We start from the raw sequence: 19,452 nt of genomic DNA, 5'->3' as shown, positions 1-19,452 counted from the left end.
TAATATGAATAATAAAAATATTAAAATTAATAAAAATATTAATAAAAATATTAAAATTAATAATAATATTAATATTAATAAAAATATTAAAATTAATAAAAAGAAAATTAATAAAAAGAAAAATAATAAAAAGAAAAATAAGAAAACTAATAATATAAATAAAATTTATATTAAATTAGCTTCACCTAAATATATTTTTAATAAATCATATGGTGAAGTTTTAACCCCTGAAACTATAAATTATAAAACTAAAAAACCTGAATTAAATGGTTTATTTTGTGAAAAAATATTTGGTCCTATAAAAGATTATGAATGTTCATGTGGTAAATATAAAAATAAAATATATAAAGGTATTATTTGTGATAAATGTGGAATAGAAATTACTAAAAAAAACGTAAGAAGAAAAAGAATGGGACATATAAAATTATGTGTTCCTATTGTACATATATGGTATTTTAGATGTTTACCAAATAAACTATCCTATTTATTAAATAAATCATCTAAAGATATAGAATCAATAATTTATTATGATAAATATATTGTAATAAATATTAAAAATTTAAAATTTAAAAAAAATAATGGACGTTATTTAAAAAAATTAGATCTTATTAATGAAGAAGAATATTTTAAAATTAAACAATATATTTATAAAAATAAAAGTAAAAAGAAATATAAATTTATTGCAAAAACTGGTGGAGAAGCTATTAAATCTTTATTAAAGAAAATTAATATAAATAAAACATTTTCAATTTTTAAAAATAAATTTTATAATGAAAAAAATAAAATTAAAAAAAATAAATTATTAAAAATATTAAAAATTATTGAATTATTCCATAAAGGTAAAAATAAAAATTTACCTAAATATATGATAATTAAAAATTTACCTATAATTCCACCTGATTTAAGACCTATAATCACATTAGAGGAAGGAAAATATGCTAGTTCAGATTTAAATGAATTTTATAGAAAAATTATAATTAGAAATAATAGATTAAAAAAATTAATATCTATTAATGCTCCTAATATTATATTAAAAAATGAAAAACGTATATTACAAGAATCTATAGATTCATTATTAGATAATTCAAGAAAATTATATGCGGTAAAATCTGAATCTAATAGAAGTTTAAAATCACTATCAGATATTTTAAAAGGTAAACAAGGTAGATTTAGACAAAATTTATTAGGTAAAAGAGTAGATTATTCAGCTAGATCAGTAATAGTTGTAGACCCTAAATTAAAATTATATGAATGTGGTTTACCAAAAAATATTGCTTTAGAATTATACAAACCTTTTTTAATTAATAAATTAATTAATAAAGGTATAATTAATTCTATTTCTTTAGCTAAAAAATATATTAAAAATAAAAATCCATTAATATGTAAAATATTAAAAAAGGTTATTAAAGGACATCCAATATTATTAAATAGAGCACCTACATTACATAGATTAAGTATACAAGCATTTCAACCAATATTAATTAACGGAAAAGCTATTAAATTACATCCTTTAGTTTGTGGTGCTTTTAATGCTGATTTTGATGGTGATCAAATGGCAATACATTTACCATTATCAACAGAATCTATATTAGAAGCTCAATTATTAATGTTGTCACCAATAAATATTATAAATATTGCTAATGGATCACCTATAATAATTCCATCACAAGAAATAATATTAGGATTATATTATTTAACTAAAAGAATAAATACTAATAAAAATAAATTTAAATTATTTTCTAGTTATAATGAAATAATAATAGCACATAATTTAAAAAAATTAGATTTACATGAAAATATAAAATTTAAATATAATAATGAATTTATATTTACTACAGTAGGTAGAGTTTTATTTAATAAAATAATACCTAATAAAAAAAAAGTAGGGTTTATAAACTTATTAATTAATAATAAAACTATTAAAGATTTAATAAATAAAGTTTTTTATTCTAACAATATATTTGTAACATCAAATTTTTTAGATAAATTAAAAGATTTAGGATTAAAATATTCTTTTAAATCTGGTACATCTTTCAATTTAAATGATATAATTACTCCAAAAGAAAAAAAAACAATAATTTATAAAACTATTAAAAAAATTAATTATATAATAAAAAATTATAATATGGGATTAATATCAAATTATGAGAAATCTAATAAAATAATTAATGAATGGAGTAATACTAATTCTAAACTAAGTAATAAAGTAATAAATAATATTAAAAATAAAAATAATGGATTAAATAATTTATATATGATGTTAGATTCTGGTGCTAGAAGTTCTATAGAACAAATTAGACAATTATCAGGTATGAGAGGCTTAATGACTAAACCTCAAAAATATAATTTAGATTATACTAAAATTATAGAGTTTCCTATTATTTCTAACTTTTATGAAGGATTATCAATATTAGAATATTTCCTTTCTACACATGGTTCTAGAAAAGGATTAGCTGATACTGCTTTAAAAACTGCTGATGCTGGTTATTTAACTAGAAGATTAGTAGATGTAGTTCAAGATGTAATTATTAAAGAAAAAGATTGTAAAACCTTTAAAGGAATAAATATTAATAATAATCAAATTACTGATACTGAAATATTAGGTAAAGTAGTATTATATAATATATCATTTAATAATAAAATAATAATTAAAAAAGGAGAAATCATTAATTTTAATCATTTAAATTCTATTAAAAAATCTTATATTAAATATATTTCAGTACGTTCACCATTAACATGTGAAACTAAATATGGTATATGTGCTAAATGTTATGGTTCAAATTTATCAAATGGAAAATTAATTAACGTAGGTGAAACTATTGGAGTAATTGCTGCCCAATCTATTGGTGAACCTGGTACTCAATTAACTTTAAGAACATTCCATGTAGGTGGTTCTACAAGTACAAGTATTAAAACTACAAAATTTAAATCAAAATATAAAGGAATAATATTATTAAATTCATTAAAATATATTAAAAAAAAAAATAAATATATAGTAATTTCTAAATATACAAATATTAAAATTATTGATTTAAATAATAAAAATATTTTATATAATAATTATATACCTTATGGATGTACTTTATATTTTAAAAATAATGATTTGGTTAATATAGGAGATATAATATATAAAATTAATCCATATTATTCACTATTAATATCTGAATATAATGGTATAGTAAAATATAATAATATTATTAAAAACATTACCTATAAATCAAATAATGGTGAAAAAATTATAATAGAAAGTAAAAATATAAATCCAACTTTATTAATATTAGATAAAAAGGGTAAATTATTAAATAATTATAATTTATCTATAGGTTCATATTTAAATGTAAAAAATAATGAAAAAATAAAAAAAGGTAAAATTTTAATTAAAATTCCTAGAGTTTATTATAATTATAAAGATATTACAGGTGGACTACCAAAATTATCAGAATTATTTGAAGCTAGAAATCCAATTAATAAAGCTATTATATCTGAAATTGATGGTATAGTAAGTAATATAATATATAAAAAAAATTATGTAAAAATATATATTACTAATAATTTTAATAAAAATAAAATATATACTATAAAAAATAATAAAAAAATTATAGTTCAAAAAAATGATATTATTAAACATGGTGATAAATTAACTGAAGGTAAAATTTCTTTAAATGATATACTAAATATAAATGGTATAAATTATATTCAAAATTATTTAATTAATAATTTACAAAATATTTATAAATCTCAAGGAGTACAAATTAATAATAAACATTTTGAAATTATTATTAATCAAATGCTTAAAAAAGTAATTATTACTGATAGTGGAGATACTAATTTAATTAAAGGAAATATTATAAATAAAGAAGAGTTCTTTAAAATTAATAAAAAAATTAAAAAATTTGTAAAAATCACTAAAAGTAATTATAAAAAATATTATATAGGTAAAATAACAAATAAAAATAAAATATTTTTATATAATGAATATTTAAATTTTTATAAGAAAAAACTAATTAAAACTAAACCAATATTACCTGCAATTGGTAAACCAATTTTATTAGGTATTACTAAATCTTCTTTACATACTAAATCTTTTATTTCTGCTGCATCTTTTCAAGAAACTACTAAAATATTAAGTGAAGCTGCTATTAGTGCTAAAACTGATTATTTAAAAGGTCTAAAAGAAAATATAATAATAGGTAAAAAAATTCCTGCTGGAACTGGATTTTATAAAAATGAAATTAAATAAAAAAAAATTTATAAAAACTATAATTAATATTATTAATAATAATAAAATTAAAATTATAGATAATAGAAAAACAATTAATAATTTATTTGATTTTTTTCTTATATGTGAAGGTACATCATATTTACATGTTAAATCAATTTATAATAAAATAGAATATACTATATATAAGAATTTTAATATTAAACCATTAAATATAGAGGGAAAAAATTATTATAAATGGATATTAATAGATTATAAATTTATTATTATTAATATTTTTTTAAAAAAAATAAGAAAATATTATATGATTGATAAATTATTTAAAAAATTACCTATTTTATATAGTTATAAATATGAAAATTAATAAATTATTAAATATTAATTGTAAAAAAAAAATTAATAAATATAAGAATAATAAATATATTCCTGGAGTTATATATAATAAAAATTTTAATTTACAATTTTATATATCTTTATCTGAAATTAATAAAATTATTAATAAAAAAAAATATATTATTTATTTAATAATAAATAATAATAAACATATATGTTTAATTAAAGATATACAATATAATGTATTAAGAAATAAAATTCTTCATATTGATTTATATAAAATAAATATTAATAAACCATTTATATCTTTTATAAATATTAAATTAATTGGAAAATCTATTGGAGTTTCAAAAGGTGCAATATGTAATACTCCATTAAAAAAAATTAAAATTAAAACTATTTTAAAATATTATCCAAAATATTTTAAAATAAATATTACTAATTTAGATATTGGTGATAAAATATATATAAAAGATCTTTTAGAAAATAATAAACATATAAAATTTTTACATCCTAATAATCAAATAATAGTTTCAATTAAAATGTTAAAAATTACTAAAGAAGAATAAATAATTTTATGTTAATAAATATATCAAATTTAAAAAAAGGAATATATATAAAAATAAAAAATAATTATTACAAAGTAATAGAATTTTTACATGTTAAACCAGGTAAAGGAAATGCTTTTGTAAGAACAAAAATAAAAAATTTAAAGAATGGTAATATAATTACTAATAATTTTTCTTCAGGTTCTAAAATTAAAAAAATAGAAATAGAATCTAAATATTATACTTATTTATATAATAAAAATAATAATTTTTTTTTTATTAATAAACAAAATTATAATCAAATAGTACTATCAAAAAATTTTATAGGTAAAAATAATGTTTCTTTTTTAAAAGAAAATGATAATGTAATCATAAATTTTATAAAAGATCAACCATTATCATTAAAAATTAATAAATATGTATTTTTAAAAGTAAAAAATACAAAATACATTAATAATAAAAATTATAAACAATCAATTTTAGAAACAGGTATTATTATTTATACACCTTTATTTATAAAAAAAGGTGATATAATTAAAATTAATACAAAAACTAAAAAATATATTGAAAGAATAAATAGAGATTAATCTCTCTATTTATTTTTAATTTTATTAAAATTATATTTTCTTATATAATATATTTTAGATTTTATTACTTTACCTCTTTTATTAATTTTAATATTATTTATATATGGACTATATAAAAAAAAAGTAATTTCTACCCCTATATTATTAATTGTATTTCTTATTATAAAGGTTTTATTAAATTTATTATTACCTTTTTTACTAATTACATATCCAGTAAAAAATAATAATTTTATATTTTTTTTATCAATTTCATTAATGGATTTATAATAATATACTGTTATATTATCACCAACATTAAAATTATATTTTTTTTTTTTTATTAATTCTTTTTCTAAAAGATTTATAATTTTATTATTTTTCATATTTATTTATTATTATAATATCAGCAATTTTATCATTATTATTTATTTTAATTAATTTTACTCCTTGTGAATTTCTACTAGTTATTCTAATAGAATTTATATTAAATCTTATAATATTACCTAATTTTTTAATTATAATAATTTCATCTTCATTACTTACTTTTTTAATGGATATTAATTTACCAGTTTTTTTAGTAATTTTTATAGTATTCATTCCTATTCCCCCTCTATTAGTAATTTTATAATTTTTTATTATTGAACGTTTCCCATAACCATTTTCAGTAACTACTAAAATATATTTATTATTTTCATTATTATTTATACATAATATACCAATTGCTTTATCCTTTTTATTTTTTATAGTAATACCTTTAACACCTACAGAATATCTTTCTGTTAATTTTATATTATTTTCATTAAATCTTATTATTTTTCCACTATTTATAGCTATTAATATTTGACCGTTAAAATAATTTAATTTAGCTTCGATTAAAAAATCATTTTTTTTTAAAATTATAGAATTTATACCATTTTTTCTAGGTTTAAAAAATTTACTTAAAATAGTTTTTTTTACAATTCCTTTTTTAGTTGATATTATTATATAATTATTATTTAAATATTTAATATTTTTAAATTTCTTATTATCAATTAAAATTGTAGATTTTATTCTTTCATTATTATTTATGTCAATAAAATTTTGTATTGCTCTTCCTTTAAATAATTTATTTCCTTTAGGAATAATTAACATTTTTATTAAAAAACATTTACCTAATTTTGTAAATAATAATATATAATTATTAATATTACCTATTTTAATATTTTCTATATAATCATTTTTATTTATTGTAATACCTTTATAACCTTTTCCTCCTCTATTTTGATTTTTAAATTTTTTTAATAATGTTCTTTTTATATAACCTTTATGAGTAATAAATAATAAATATTTTTTTTTTTCTAATTCATTTTTTTTATTTTTTTCTTCATCATTTTTATCATTTTCATCATTTTCATCATTATATAATGTTTTTCTTTTATCACCATATAATTTTTTTATTTTATATAATTCTTTTTTAATTATATTCATTCTTAATTTTTTTAAATTAATTATTTTTTTATTTATTATAATTTTTTTTTTTAATTTTTTATATTTTTTAATTAAATTTTTAATTTCTTTATTTGTAAATTTATATAATTTAATATTTAAAATAAACTTTATTTGTTTTTTAGTTAAATCAAAATTATTTTTTATTTTATTAAATGATTCTATATAAGATGAAGATTTTTTTATTAATTTAAATAATTTATCAATACTATTTGAAATTTTTATAAAACCTTTAAATACATGTATATTATTTTTTAATTTATATAAATTATATTTAGCTTTTTTAATAATAACATTATTTCTATGTTCAATAAAATAATATATTAATTTTTTTAAATTTAATCTTTTTGGTCTACCATTTACTAAAGCTATATTATTTATATGATAACTAATTTGTAAATCAGTATATTTTAATAATTTATTTATTACTTTTTCATTATCACAATATTTCTTTAAAGTTAATAATATTCTTATACCTTTTTTATTAGATTCATCTTTAATATTTTCTATTTCATTAATCTTATTATTTTTTATTAAATTAAATATTTTTTTTATTAAATTACTTTTAATTACTTGATAAGGTATTTCCTTTATTATTATATATTTTTTATTATTTTTTTCTATTACATAATATTTAGAACTTATTATTATTTTTCCTTTTCCTTTTTTATAAGCCTCTTTTACTCCTTTATATAAATTTATTATTCCACCTGTTGGAAAATCTGGAGCTTTTATATATTTTATTAATTTTTCTGTACTTATTTTTTTATTATCAATATATTTACATATTGTATCTATAGTATCATTTATATTATGTGGTGGCATATTAGTAGCCATTCCAACTGCTATTCCTGATATACCATTAATTAATAAATTAGGTATTTTAGTCGGTAAAATAACTGGTTCTTTTAATGTATTATCAAAATTTAATTTCATATCAATAGTTTTTTTATTTATATCTTTTAACATTTCTTCAGTAATTTTTGCTAATTTTATTTCTGTATATCTCATAGCTGCTGGTGGATCTGCATCAATAGAACCAAAATTACCTTGGCCACTAATTAAATTATATCTTAAATTCCATGGTTGTGCCATTCTTACAATACTATCATATACTGATTTATCTCCGTGAGGATGATATTTTCCTAAAACTTCACCTACTATACGAGCAGATTTTTTATAACCTTTATTATATGAAAGACCTAATTTATACATTGAATATAATATTCTTCTATGTACAGGTTTTAATCCATCTCTTACATCCGGTAAAGCTCTAGAAATTATTACAGACATTGCATAATCAATATAAGAGGATTTTATTTCATCATTTATATTAATATTTTTTATTTTGTTCATTAATATTATTCATTTTTTCTATACTCATTAAAATTAATTTTTTATTTACTTTTTTATTATATGAACATTTTCCTATTTTTTCTAATAAAGAAAAATATATATTATTATTATAATTTTTTTTATCATTTTTAATAAAATTATAAATTTTATTAAAATTTTTTTTATATATTTTTCTTATTTTATAATATTTTAATATAGTTTTATATATATCTTTATATTCTTTTTTTTTTAAGTTGTTTATTTTTTTAGATATCCATGATTCACATATCATTCCTAATGATATTGCTTCACCATGAGTTATTTTTTTTTTTTTATATAAAAAAAAACTTTCTATTGCATGACCTATAGTATGTCCAAAATTTAATATTTTTCTTAACCCTAATAATTCTTCTGGATCTTTATCTACTATTTTAGTTTTAATTAAAATAGCTTTTTTAATTATTAATTTCCATGGAATATTTTTATAATTATTAAAATTTATTTTTTTTAAAATATTCCATAATTTTTTATTATAAATTAAACCATATTTTAATAATTCTCCTAAACCTGATAAAATTTCATTTTTAGGTAAAGTTTTTAAATAATTAAAATCTATTAATATCATTATAGGATTTTTTATAATTCCTATTTCATTTTTATAATTATAAAAGTTAATTCCATTTTTACCACCAATTGAAGCATCTATCATTCCTAAAAATGTAGTTGGTATATTAATAAATTTTAAACCTCTTTTAAATAATGATGCAATAAAACCACCTATATCAGTTATTACACCTCCTCCTAAATTTATTATAATACTATTTTTATCAATATTATAAATAATTAATTTTTTCCATATTTTAATACAAGTATATATATTTTTATTTTTTTCCCCATTTTTTATTACTATAATTTTTATTTTTACAAAATTAATATTATTTAATAAATATTTTAAACAATATTTTTTTGTATTTTTATCTAATAAAATTATTAATTTTGATATATATTTTTTTTTTAAATATTTACTTAATTTATTAAATATATTATTTATATATATGTTTTTATACATTTATATATAACTTATTTTTTTATTTAATAATTTAAATATTAATATAAAAATGTAATTTTGTATATTATAATTATTATAATTATTATTATTATTATATATTAAATTTATTTGTTTATTTAAAATATTAATAATTTTAAATTTATTTAATTTGGTTTTTTTTTCTAATTTTTCTAATAAAAAATAAATTTTTTTCATTTTTAATAATTAATTTAATAATTTATTAGATTATATATTTTTTTTATTTTTTTATATAAATTAATATTTTCAATATTATTACATGGTAATTTTATATAAATTTTACAAATATTTATAATATTTAATAAATATTTTATACCTGAAATAGGATTAATTTTATTATATAAAATATTTATTAATTCAATAAATTTATAATATTTTTCATCATATTCTATATATTGATTATTATTTATTTTAATAATAATTTTATTATAAATAAAATTAAATAAAATATTTAGTAATGGTGATATTATACCATCTATATTATTAAATATTTTATTATTTAAAAATAACTTAATATCATTATTTATAAATATTTTTATTTTATTAATTAATTCATAATTTGTTATTAAATAATTATTTATTATTCCTATAAAATTATTATTTTTATTTTTTATTTTTAATAATATATTATCATCTATATTATTTTTTATATTTATAATAAAAAATAAATATTTAAATTTATTAAATATTTTATTAAAATTATTAATTATTTCTTCTTTGTATATATTATTAATATTTGGATAATCAATAATTATATAATTTATATTGTTATATATATTTTGACTTAATTTTTCTTCAATATCATTATAATTATAAATATTGTTAATTTTTAATATAATTTTTATATTATTATTATTATTTTTTATACAATTAATTATATCTATTATTTCATTATTTGTAATAAAACTATATTCTGAAAAATTACTAAATAATATTATATAATTTATATATTTTAAATTGTTTATATATAATATTAATTTTTCTAAAGAAAAATAATCAATATTATTTTTCTTATCTAATGGTGTTATTAAAGGAATAAAAAGTTCTAAGTTTTTCATAATTTAATGTTAAATTTAATTTATCTATTTATAAATAATTATTTTTATATTGTAAATTTTATATAAAAAATATTATTAATTTATAAATTATTAAAATTTATAATATTATAAAATATTTAAGAATTATATAATTAAAATTTATTTTTTTAATTTAAAAAATAATATATCACCATCTTTTACTATATAATATTTATTTTTTATAGATAAAAATTTTTTATAATTTATTATTTTATTTTTAATTATTTTTTTACTATTTATTACTTCTACTTTAATTATTCTTTTACTAAAAGTTGAATGTATTCTATCAGATGCTTTATATGCATATGAATTTTTTTTTATTTTCCAAGAACATATTTGTTTTTTTTTATTATCTATTGTAAAAAATGTGTTATAATTTAATTTATAATATATTTTATTAATTAATTTTTTAATTTTTTTTTTACTTTTATTTTTTCTTATATCTTTAATATTTAAAAATAAAATTTTTTCTTTTTTTTTATTAAAATATTCTTTAATAAATAATATTTCATCTCTTTTTGTATATTTATCTATATTACATATATAAAAAATTGGTTTTAAACATAAAAAATTAAATTGTTTTATTATTTTTTTTTCATCATTACATATTTTTATTATATCATTTTTATTTTTTTTTTTAAAAATTTTTAATATTTTATTTAATTTATTAATATTATTTTTTTTTATTTTTATATTTTTTTCTATTATTTCAATATCTTTCATTATTAATTCATTTAATATTATTTTTTTTTCATATATTGGATCAATAATATTATTAATATTAATTATTTTTTTATTATAAAAAAATCTTAATATATTAATTAATATTTTTGTATTTCTTATATATGATAAAAACATATTTCCTAATCCTTTACCTTTATAAGAATTTTTTATTATTCCAGCTATATCAATTAAATTTATATAATTATATTGTAATTTATTAAAATTAAAAATTTTAGATAATTTAATTAATCTATCATCATATACATTAATAATAGATTTATTTGGGGTTATAGTACTAAAAGGATAATTTTTTATTAATACTTTAATATTTGATAATAAAGAAAATAAAGAAGATTTACCTACATTAGGTAAACCTATAATTCCACATTCCATATAATTAATTTATTATATATTTTATTAAATCTTTTATATTATAAAATATATTTTCTTTTTTATTATTTAAATTTTTTATTTTTATTATTTTTTTTTTAATTTCTTTTTCTCCTATTATTATTAAATAATTAAATTTATTTCTTATTGCATATTTAATTTGTTTTTTAATTTTTTCTTTATATAAAAATATTTCAGTAATTATTTTATTATTTCTTAATATATTTGCATATTTATTTATTAGCACATAATTATTAATATCAAAATTTAAAATCATTACTTTTTTAATTTTTTTTTTTGTTAAAACATTATTCTTATATAATTTTAATGTATTATATATTCTATATAAACCTAATGAAATTCCTATACCATGTATATATTTATTATTTATTTTTACTATATTATCATATCTTCCACCTCCACCTAATGATAAATTATTTTTTTTATTTTTTATTTCAAATATAGTTTTTGAATAATAATTTAAACCTCTTGATAAACTTAAATTAAAATTTACTTTTATTTTATTTAATTTAATTTTATTAATTATATTAAATATATTTAATAATTCTTTTATACCATATTTACCATATAATTTATTTTTAGTAAATTTTTTTTTTAAATATAATAAAAAATCAATATTATTTTTTTTAATTTCAAATATTTTAAATATTTTATTTATATATTTTTTATCTATTTTTTTTATTAAAATATTTTTAACATTTTTTTTTCCTATTTTATTTAATTTATCTATTGTTTTTATTAAAAAATCCCATTTATTTTTAGGTATAAATAGATATTCACATAATCCATATAATATATCTTTATGATTAATTAAAAAATATATATTTAAATTAATATCATTAAATATTTTATCACAAAGTAATATTATTTCTATTTCTTCTAGTTTATATTTAAAACTTATTATATCTACATCACATTGATAAAATTCTCTATATCTATTATTTTGTGGTTTTTCACCTCTCCAAACTTTTTGTATTTGATATCTTTTAAATGGAAAAAATATATTATTAGTATTAGTTAATAAAAATCTTATTAATGAAATAGTTAAATCAAATATTAAAAACTTATTTTTTTTTTTATCTAAAATAGAATAAAATAAAGGAATATTTAAATTTTTTTTTATTAATTTAATTATATTTTTATTTTCTATAGATGGAGTTTCTATATTTTTAAATCCATATAATATAAAATTATTTTTAATTATTTTTTTTAATTTATTAATATTTTCAATATCATTATTAAATAAATCTAAAGTACCTTTTATTTTATTTATATTATTCATATAATTAATTATTTTAAAATGAATTTAACTATTAATATTAAAGAAGGTGATAATATTGAAAAAATATTAAAAATTTATAAATATAAAATAAATAAATTACAAGTTATTAAAATATTTAAAAATAATTTACATTATATTAAACCTTCACAAAAAAAAAGAATAAATAAATTAAATACTAAAAAATAATTATATGATTTTAAATGAAAATAAAATATATAAAAAAATTAAAAATGTTAAATATAGTTTAATTTATTTTTGGGCACCTTGGTGTTTACCTTGTTTAAATATGATTCCTATAATTAATAAAATATATAAATTATATAACAAAAAAATATATATAAAGAAAATAAATATTTTTTATAATAATCAATTATATATTAAATATAATGTACTTAGTATACCTACTTTAATTTTTTTAAAAAAAGGTAAAGAAATTTATAGAAATATTGGTATAATAAATTATTATAATTTAATAAAAAAATTAAATAATTTTTTTTTATTTTAATAAATTAATTAAATTATTTATTTTATTTTTAATAATTTTAGTAGAATAAGTATCAATTAAAATTTTTCCAGTATATATATCATAATAAATTTTTTCATATTTTAATATATTTAAATATTTTTGTATTGGTATTTTAATATTTACACCTTTTACTATTCTATTATAATTTACTGATATTATTCCTTTATTATCTTTTGATTTTTTTTTTATTTTAATATAAATTTTATAAAGTTCTAATTTTTTAATTTTTTTTTTGTTTAACAAATAGTTTAAAATAAAAAGTAATTTATTTTTTATTCTATTTAATTTGTTAATAAATAATATATTATTTTTATTATAATATATTAAAAATATTTTATTATTTTTTTTTTTTTTATTAATAATTTGTTTTTTTTTTTTAATTTTTTTTAATAAATAATTTATTTGTTTAATAGACTTATAACTTATTTTAAGTTTAAAATCTAAAAAATTAATTTTATTATTTAATTTATTTTTTTTTTTATATATTTTTATTTTCTTATTATATTTATAAATTTTTTCTATTAATTTNTWTTTTTTTTTWTWTTTTTTTWTWTTTWTTTTWTWTTTWTWWWTTTTTTYTWTTWTTTTTTTTTTTTTTTTTTTWTTTTTTTTTTTTTTTTTTTTTTTTTTTTTWTTTTTTTTTTTTTTTTTTAWWWTTTTTTTTTTTTWWTTTTTTTTTTTTATTTAATTTTTTTTTTCTTTTTTTTAGTCTTAATAATATTATATATATTTTGTAAAATAATTTATTATTAAAATAATTATTATTTTTTTTATATTTTATTAATTTATTAATATTTTTTATTTTCTTATCTATTATATATAGAGTATATATTTTATATATACTATTTTTAATATTTTTCATATACGGTTTGGATGGGATTTGAACCCATAACCTCGTGCGTGACAGGCACGTATTCTAACCAAATTTGAACTACCAAACCATTAATAATAATTTAATATATTTTTATATAAAATGAAAATAATAATTAAAAATATTAATAAATTTAAATATTTTATCTCATTTTTTAATTATTTTTTAAATATTAATAAAATAAATTTTATATTTTATAAAAACAAAATTTATTTTTTATTTCAAAAAAAATATTATATTATTATTTCTTATTTAAAAATTAATAATTTATTAAATAAATATTTTTTTTTAAAAAAAAAAAATTTAATAATTAAAAATTTTAATTATTTAATTAAAATCTTATATTTTTTTTTAAAAAAAAAATATAAAAAAAATATCAGATTAAAATTAAATAAAAAATATTTAATTTTACAAAATTATAATTTATTATTTAAATTTAAACTATATAATAATAATAAATTAAATTTATTAAAAATAAAAATTAAAAAAAAAATATTAAGTTTAAAATATACAAAAAAACAAATATTAAAATTAATAAATATTTTTTTTTTAAATAATAAAAATAAATATAATTATATTAAAATTTATAAAAATATTATATTATTATATTCTACTGATAATAATAAATTTTTTATTAAAAAAAAAATATTAATAAAAAAAAAAATAAATAATATTTATTTATTTAAAATAAAAAGTAATTTTTTTAAAATTTTAAAAAAAATAATATATTTTATATCTAATAAAATAATTATTAATTTAATAATATATAAAAATATAATTTTAATTAAAAAAAATAATTGTAATTTTTTTTTTAAAATAAAAAAAATAAATAAAATAAATATTTTATTTAAAAAAATAAATAAAAAAAATAAATATATAAAAATATTAATTAATAAAAATAAATTATTAAATACATTAATAATAATTTATAATTTAATTAAAAAAAATAATATAAATAAAATATTAAATATATATATAAAAAATAATAAAATAATTTTTATAATTAAAAATAATATAAATAATTTATTAATTAATATTAAAATAAATAATAATATAAAAAATAATTTAATAAATTTTAAAATTAATTTATTTTTATTTTTAAAATGTATTAAATATATAAATACTAAAATAGTAATTATTAAAATACCTATGGATTTAAATAAAATTATTATAACCAATCTTAAAAAAGAATATATATATATAATTATAATGAATATAATATGAAATTTTTATTTAGTTGGATAAAAGAATTTATTTTTTTTAATTATAAAATTAATAATTTATATAATTTATTAAATGATATTGGTATTGAAATTTTATCAATTAAAAAAATTTATCCAATTAATTATAATTATAATAAAAATATAATTTTAGGTAAAATAATAAAAATAAAAAAAATAAATAATTTTTATAAATTTAAAATTAAAACAAAAAATAATGAAATACTTTATGTATATAATAAAAAATATATAAAAAATAATATTAAAATATTAATAGAAAAAATAAATAAACAATATTTTATAGTATGTAAAGAAAATGATTATGATTATATCATTCATACTAATATTCCTCATAATATTAGTTATTTATCTTATTATTATTATTTAAGTAGAGAAATTTATTCATATTTAAAATATAAAAATATTAAAACTAAAATAATAAATATTAAAAATATTAAAATTAAATATTTTAATAAAATTAATTTTAAAATAAAAAGTAAAAATATTTTATATTATAATACCTTTTTAATTAATAATTTTAAATTTAAATTATCTAATTTTTTTATTCAAAAAAAATTAGTTTTATCAAATATAAAACCAATAAATAATATTATAGATATTAAAAATATTATTATTAAAGAAATAGGAATTCCAATAGAAATTATAAATTTAAAAGATAGTAACCATAAATTAATTATTAAAGAAAATAATAAAAATATTAATTTTATTACTGAAAATAAAAAAAAATTTTTATTAAAAAAAAATAAAAATATAATATTATTTTATAATAATTTGCCTATTTATTTTGCAAATATTATAAATAGTTATAAAAATAAAATAAATAATAATACTAAAAATTTATTGATATCTTTTACTTTATATAAAAAAAATAAAATAAGATATATAATTAATAAATATAATATTAATAATAATATTACTAAAATATATAATAATATTATTATATTACCTAAATCTAATATATATATATATATATTAAAAAAATATTTAAATATTTTAAATATAAAAAATATAAATAATGTATTTAATTATAAAAAATATAAAATTCATAATAATATTATAAAACTTAAATTAAGTTATATTAATAAATTAATTGGAATAAAAATATCAATAAAAAAAATATTAAAAATATTATTTTTTTTAAATTATAAAATAAAATTATATAATAAAAAATATATTATTTTAATAAATAAAAATTTATTTAAATATAATATTAATAAAAAAATTAATATTATTAATGATATTATTAGATTTTATGGAATAAATAATATATATAAAAAAAAAAATAATACTTTAATAAATTACAATAATTATATAAATAATAATTATTTAAAAATAGAAAATATTGAAAATAAAATTATCAACTTATTAATAAATTATGGATTTTATCAAGTTATTAATACACCTTTTGTTAAAAAAAATGAATTATTAAATTTAAATTATAAAAATTTAATTTCATTAAAAGATAAATTAACCTTTTTAAGAAATTATTTATTTATAAAAATGATTAATAATATAATTTATAATATTAATAGAAAAATTAATTCAATTAAAATTTTTGAAAAAGGTAATATTTATATTAAAAAAAAAAATAAAATTATAGAAAAAAAAAATATAGAAATATTATTAACTAATAAAAATAATAATTATTTAAAAACTTTACATAATTTATATGATATATTAAATTTAATACTAGAAAAAGTAGGTATAAAAAAATATAATAAATTAATTATATATAATAGTAAAATATTTGAAACTAAAATAATTTTAAAATATAAAAATATACAAATAATTAAATTTGGTAAATTAAAAAAATTATATATTAATCAAAATATATATTTAGCTATAATAAATATTAATAATTTATTTAAAATAATAAATAATAAAATTATAAAATATAAAAAAATTAATAAATATCAATTTTTTAAAAAAGATTTATCATTTATAATTGATAAAAATATATATTTTAATGATTTTTATTTATTAGCTAAAAAAAAATTAAAAGATAAATTAATAAATATATATTTATTTGATATATATAAAAAGAATTTACCAAAAAATAAAAAATCTTATACTATTCGTTTTATTATAAAAAATAAATATGGAAAAAAAAAAAAATATATTAATAATATATTATTAATATTAATTAATTTATTTAAAAATAAATTAAATGCTAAAATAAAAAAATAATTTACATGAGGTGCTGTATTTATATTTTTGGTTTACAAAAATATGAGTTTATTGCGACCTGGTAAAAACTTCTTTAGCTTTAATTCAAATAGCATTTTTTTCATTATAAATGTCTAATTATCAATTAATTATAATGTTCTACTTAAAATATTTAAAAAAAATAATATTTAACAGCTAAATAAATTAATTTTAAATATTATTATTATAATAATTCATGGTCGAACAAGATGCTGATATAGTATTATTATTATATAGACATGAATATTATGGTTAAAAATATTGGTAGAATAAATCATCAAGAAGAACATATTAATGGTATAAAGCTAGGTTTAAAACATTATATTAAATAATGTATTTTAAAATTTTACATAAAGATAAAAAATCAAATGCAAGAGTAGGATATTTTTTAACTGATCATGGAAAAGTAAATACTCCTATTTTTATGCCAATAGCTACAAAAGGATATATAAAAACTATAAATAAAGAATATTTAGATATTATAAATCCTGAAATAATATTAAGTAATACTTTTCATCTAAATATAGAACCAGGTATAAAAATAATTTATAAATCTGGTGGATTACATTCATTTATGAAATGGAATAATCCTATTATTACTGATAGTGGTGGTTTTCAAGTATATTCATTATGTAATCCTAAAAAAATTAATAAATATGGTGCTAATATAAAAAGTTATAAAAATGGTAAAAATTATTTTTTTACACCTAAAAAATCAATAAATATACAAAAATATATAGGTTCTGATATAATTACTTCATTTGATGAATGTATAATATATAATACTAGTAAAAATTATGTTAAAATTGCTACTGAAAGATCTTATAATTGGTTAATTAAATGTTTATATTATTTTAATAAAAAAAAAAAAATTTATAACCATAATCAATATTTATTTGGTATAATACAAGGGGGATTATATAAAGATATAAGAATTAAATATACTATTAAAACATCAAAATTAAAATTAGATGGCTATGCAATAGGTGGTTTACAAGTAGGTGAAACTAAAAAAGAAATGTATAAAATTATTAAATATGTAATTAATGAATTACCTAATAATAAACCAATATATTTAATGGGGGTAGGAATGCCTTGGGATATATTAAATTCTATATCTTTAGGAGTTGATATGTTTGATTGTGTAATACCGACTAGAAATGGTAGAAATGGAATGTTATTTACTTGGGAAGGAATAATTAATATAAAAAACAAAAAATGGAAATACGATTTTACCACTATATATAATAATTTTAAAAATATTGATATATATAGTAAAGCATATTTAAGACATTTATTTAAATGCAATGAATATTCAGCTAAATTTATTGCTTCTATTAATAATTTATATTTTTATAAATCTTTAATAAAAAAAGCAAGACATCATATAAAAAATGATACATTTTTACAATGGAAAAATTATATTATTCCTATAATTTCAAAAAAATTATAATAAAATTATTTTAATTAACCCCGTAGTTTAATTGGATAAAATATCTGATTACGAATCAGAAGATTAAAGGTTCAAATCCTTTCGGGGTTAT

General features: G+C 12.5%; 17 protein-coding genes and 2 tRNA genes. 10 read left to right on the top strand and 9 right to left on the bottom strand.

Annotated features, from left to right (window positions below):
• Positions 1-4 precede the first annotated feature (4 nt).
• Genes rpoC through N2591_RS00855 form a run of 4 tightly spaced genes read left to right on the top strand, consistent with a single transcriptional unit; the run spans position 5 to position 5,687 of the window.
• The gene (gene rpoC, locus N2591_RS00870; RefSeq protein WP_318165915.1) at positions 5-4,240 is read left to right on the top strand and encodes a DNA-directed RNA polymerase subunit beta'; all 4,236 of its coding nucleotides are present in this window, start codon (positions 5-7) and stop codon (positions 4,238-4,240) included.
• Complete coding sequence (gene rsfS / locus N2591_RS00865; protein WP_318165914.1) at positions 4,227-4,583, top strand: ribosome silencing factor; 357 nt, start codon at positions 4,227-4,229, stop codon at positions 4,581-4,583. The genes rpoC and rsfS overlap by 14 nt, the downstream gene beginning before the upstream one ends.
• Positions 4,573-5,121: a 50S ribosomal protein L25 gene (locus N2591_RS00860; protein WP_318165913.1), complete on the top strand. Its 549-nt coding sequence runs from the start codon at positions 4,573-4,575 to the stop codon at positions 5,119-5,121. Before rsfS ends, N2591_RS00860 begins: the two co-directional genes overlap by 11 nt.
• A gap of 8 nt (positions 5,122-5,129) precedes the next feature.
• Positions 5,130-5,687 carry an elongation factor P gene (locus tag N2591_RS00855; RefSeq protein WP_318165912.1) on the top strand — a complete coding sequence of 186 codons (558 nt, stop codon included), beginning with the start codon at positions 5,130-5,132 and terminating at the stop codon, positions 5,685-5,687.
• A 5-nt stretch (positions 5,688-5,692) separates the two neighbouring features.
• On the opposite strand, the gene N2591_RS00850 is transcribed toward N2591_RS00855, so the two are convergent.
• The 7 genes from N2591_RS00850 to N2591_RS00820 form a co-directional block, all read right to left on the bottom strand.
• Complete coding sequence (locus N2591_RS00850) at positions 5,693-6,049, bottom strand: 50S ribosomal protein L19 (RefSeq protein WP_318165911.1); 357 nt, start codon at positions 6,047-6,049, stop codon at positions 5,693-5,695.
• The gene (gene gyrA, locus N2591_RS00845) at positions 6,039-8,507 is read right to left on the bottom strand and encodes a DNA gyrase subunit A (RefSeq protein WP_318165910.1); all 2,469 of its coding nucleotides are present in this window, start codon (positions 8,505-8,507) and stop codon (positions 6,039-6,041) included. The genes N2591_RS00850 and gyrA overlap by 11 nt, the downstream gene beginning before the upstream one ends.
• A complete protein-coding gene (gene aroB / locus N2591_RS00840) occupies positions 8,485-9,555 on the bottom strand; it encodes a 3-dehydroquinate synthase (protein ID WP_318165909.1) in 1,071 nt (356 codons plus the stop codon). Before aroB ends, gyrA begins: the two co-directional genes overlap by 23 nt.
• A complete protein-coding gene (locus N2591_RS00835) occupies positions 9,556-9,750 on the bottom strand; it encodes a hypothetical protein (RefSeq protein ID WP_318165908.1) in 195 nt (64 codons plus the stop codon).
• 14 nt (positions 9,751-9,764) lie between these two features.
• Positions 9,765-10,631, bottom strand: coding sequence for a hypothetical protein (locus N2591_RS00830; protein WP_318165907.1), 867 nt, complete (start codon positions 10,629-10,631; stop codon positions 9,765-9,767).
• A gap of 138 nt (positions 10,632-10,769) precedes the next feature.
• Entirely contained in the window at positions 10,770-11,765 is a 996-nt protein-coding gene (locus tag N2591_RS00825; protein ID WP_318165906.1) for a DUF933 domain-containing protein, read from the bottom strand.
• 4 nt (positions 11,766-11,769) lie between these two features.
• Positions 11,770-13,065 (bottom strand): ATP phosphoribosyltransferase regulatory subunit, encoded by a 1,296-nt coding sequence (locus N2591_RS00820; protein ID WP_318165905.1) that lies wholly within the window; start codon positions 13,063-13,065, stop codon positions 11,770-11,772.
• Positions 13,066-13,083: 18 nt separating this feature from the next.
• Between N2591_RS00820 and rpsU the strand changes: the two genes are divergently transcribed.
• Both rpsU and N2591_RS00810 read left to right on the top strand, forming a co-directional pair.
• Positions 13,084-13,251, top strand: a complete 168-nt coding sequence (rpsU, locus tag N2591_RS00815; RefSeq protein WP_318165904.1) for a 30S ribosomal protein S21 — start codon at positions 13,084-13,086, stop codon at positions 13,249-13,251.
• A gap of 4 nt (positions 13,252-13,255) precedes the next feature.
• Complete coding sequence (locus tag N2591_RS00810; RefSeq protein ID WP_318165903.1) at positions 13,256-13,570, top strand: thioredoxin family protein; 315 nt, start codon at positions 13,256-13,258, stop codon at positions 13,568-13,570.
• On the opposite strand, the gene N2591_RS00805 is transcribed toward N2591_RS00810, so the two are convergent.
• Both N2591_RS00805 and N2591_RS00800 read right to left on the bottom strand, forming a co-directional pair.
• Entirely contained in the window at positions 13,562-13,834 is a 273-nt protein-coding gene (locus N2591_RS00805; RefSeq protein WP_318165902.1) for a hypothetical protein, read from the bottom strand. The two genes, N2591_RS00810 and N2591_RS00805, sit on opposite strands and share 9 nt — an antisense overlap.
• A 622-nt stretch (positions 13,835-14,456) precedes the next feature.
• A tRNA-Asp gene (locus tag N2591_RS00800) sits at positions 14,457-14,532 on the bottom strand.
• A 32-nt stretch (positions 14,533-14,564) separates the two neighbouring features.
• On the opposite strand from N2591_RS00800, the gene N2591_RS00795 reads away from it, so the two are divergent.
• The 4 genes from N2591_RS00795 (at position 14,565) to N2591_RS00780 (ending at position 19,451) form a co-directional block, all read left to right on the top strand.
• On the top strand, positions 14,565-15,686 hold the full coding sequence (locus N2591_RS00795) for a hypothetical protein (protein ID WP_318165901.1): 1,122 nt from the start codon (positions 14,565-14,567) through the stop codon (positions 15,684-15,686).
• A complete protein-coding gene (locus N2591_RS00790; RefSeq protein ID WP_318165900.1) occupies positions 15,683-17,890 on the top strand; it encodes a phenylalanine--tRNA ligase beta subunit-related protein in 2,208 nt (735 codons plus the stop codon). Before N2591_RS00795 ends, N2591_RS00790 begins: the two co-directional genes overlap by 4 nt.
• Before the next feature lie 349 nt (positions 17,891-18,239).
• Positions 18,240-19,361 carry a tRNA guanosine(34) transglycosylase Tgt gene (tgt, locus tag N2591_RS00785; RefSeq protein WP_318165899.1) on the top strand — a complete coding sequence of 374 codons (1,122 nt, stop codon included), beginning with the start codon at positions 18,240-18,242 and terminating at the stop codon, positions 19,359-19,361.
• A 16-nt stretch (positions 19,362-19,377) separates the two neighbouring features.
• A tRNA-Arg gene (locus N2591_RS00780) sits at positions 19,378-19,451 on the top strand.
• Position 19,452 lies beyond the last annotated feature (1 nt).

The sequence above is a fragment of the Candidatus Shikimatogenerans bostrichidophilus genome (assembly GCF_033370915.1).
GTDB classification, from domain to species: Bacteria; Bacteroidota; Bacteroidia; order Flavobacteriales; family Blattabacteriaceae; genus Shikimatogenerans; species Shikimatogenerans bostrichidophilus_M.
Note: the sequence above shows the minus strand (reverse complement) of the source record. Positions and strands in the feature narration are given on the sequence as shown.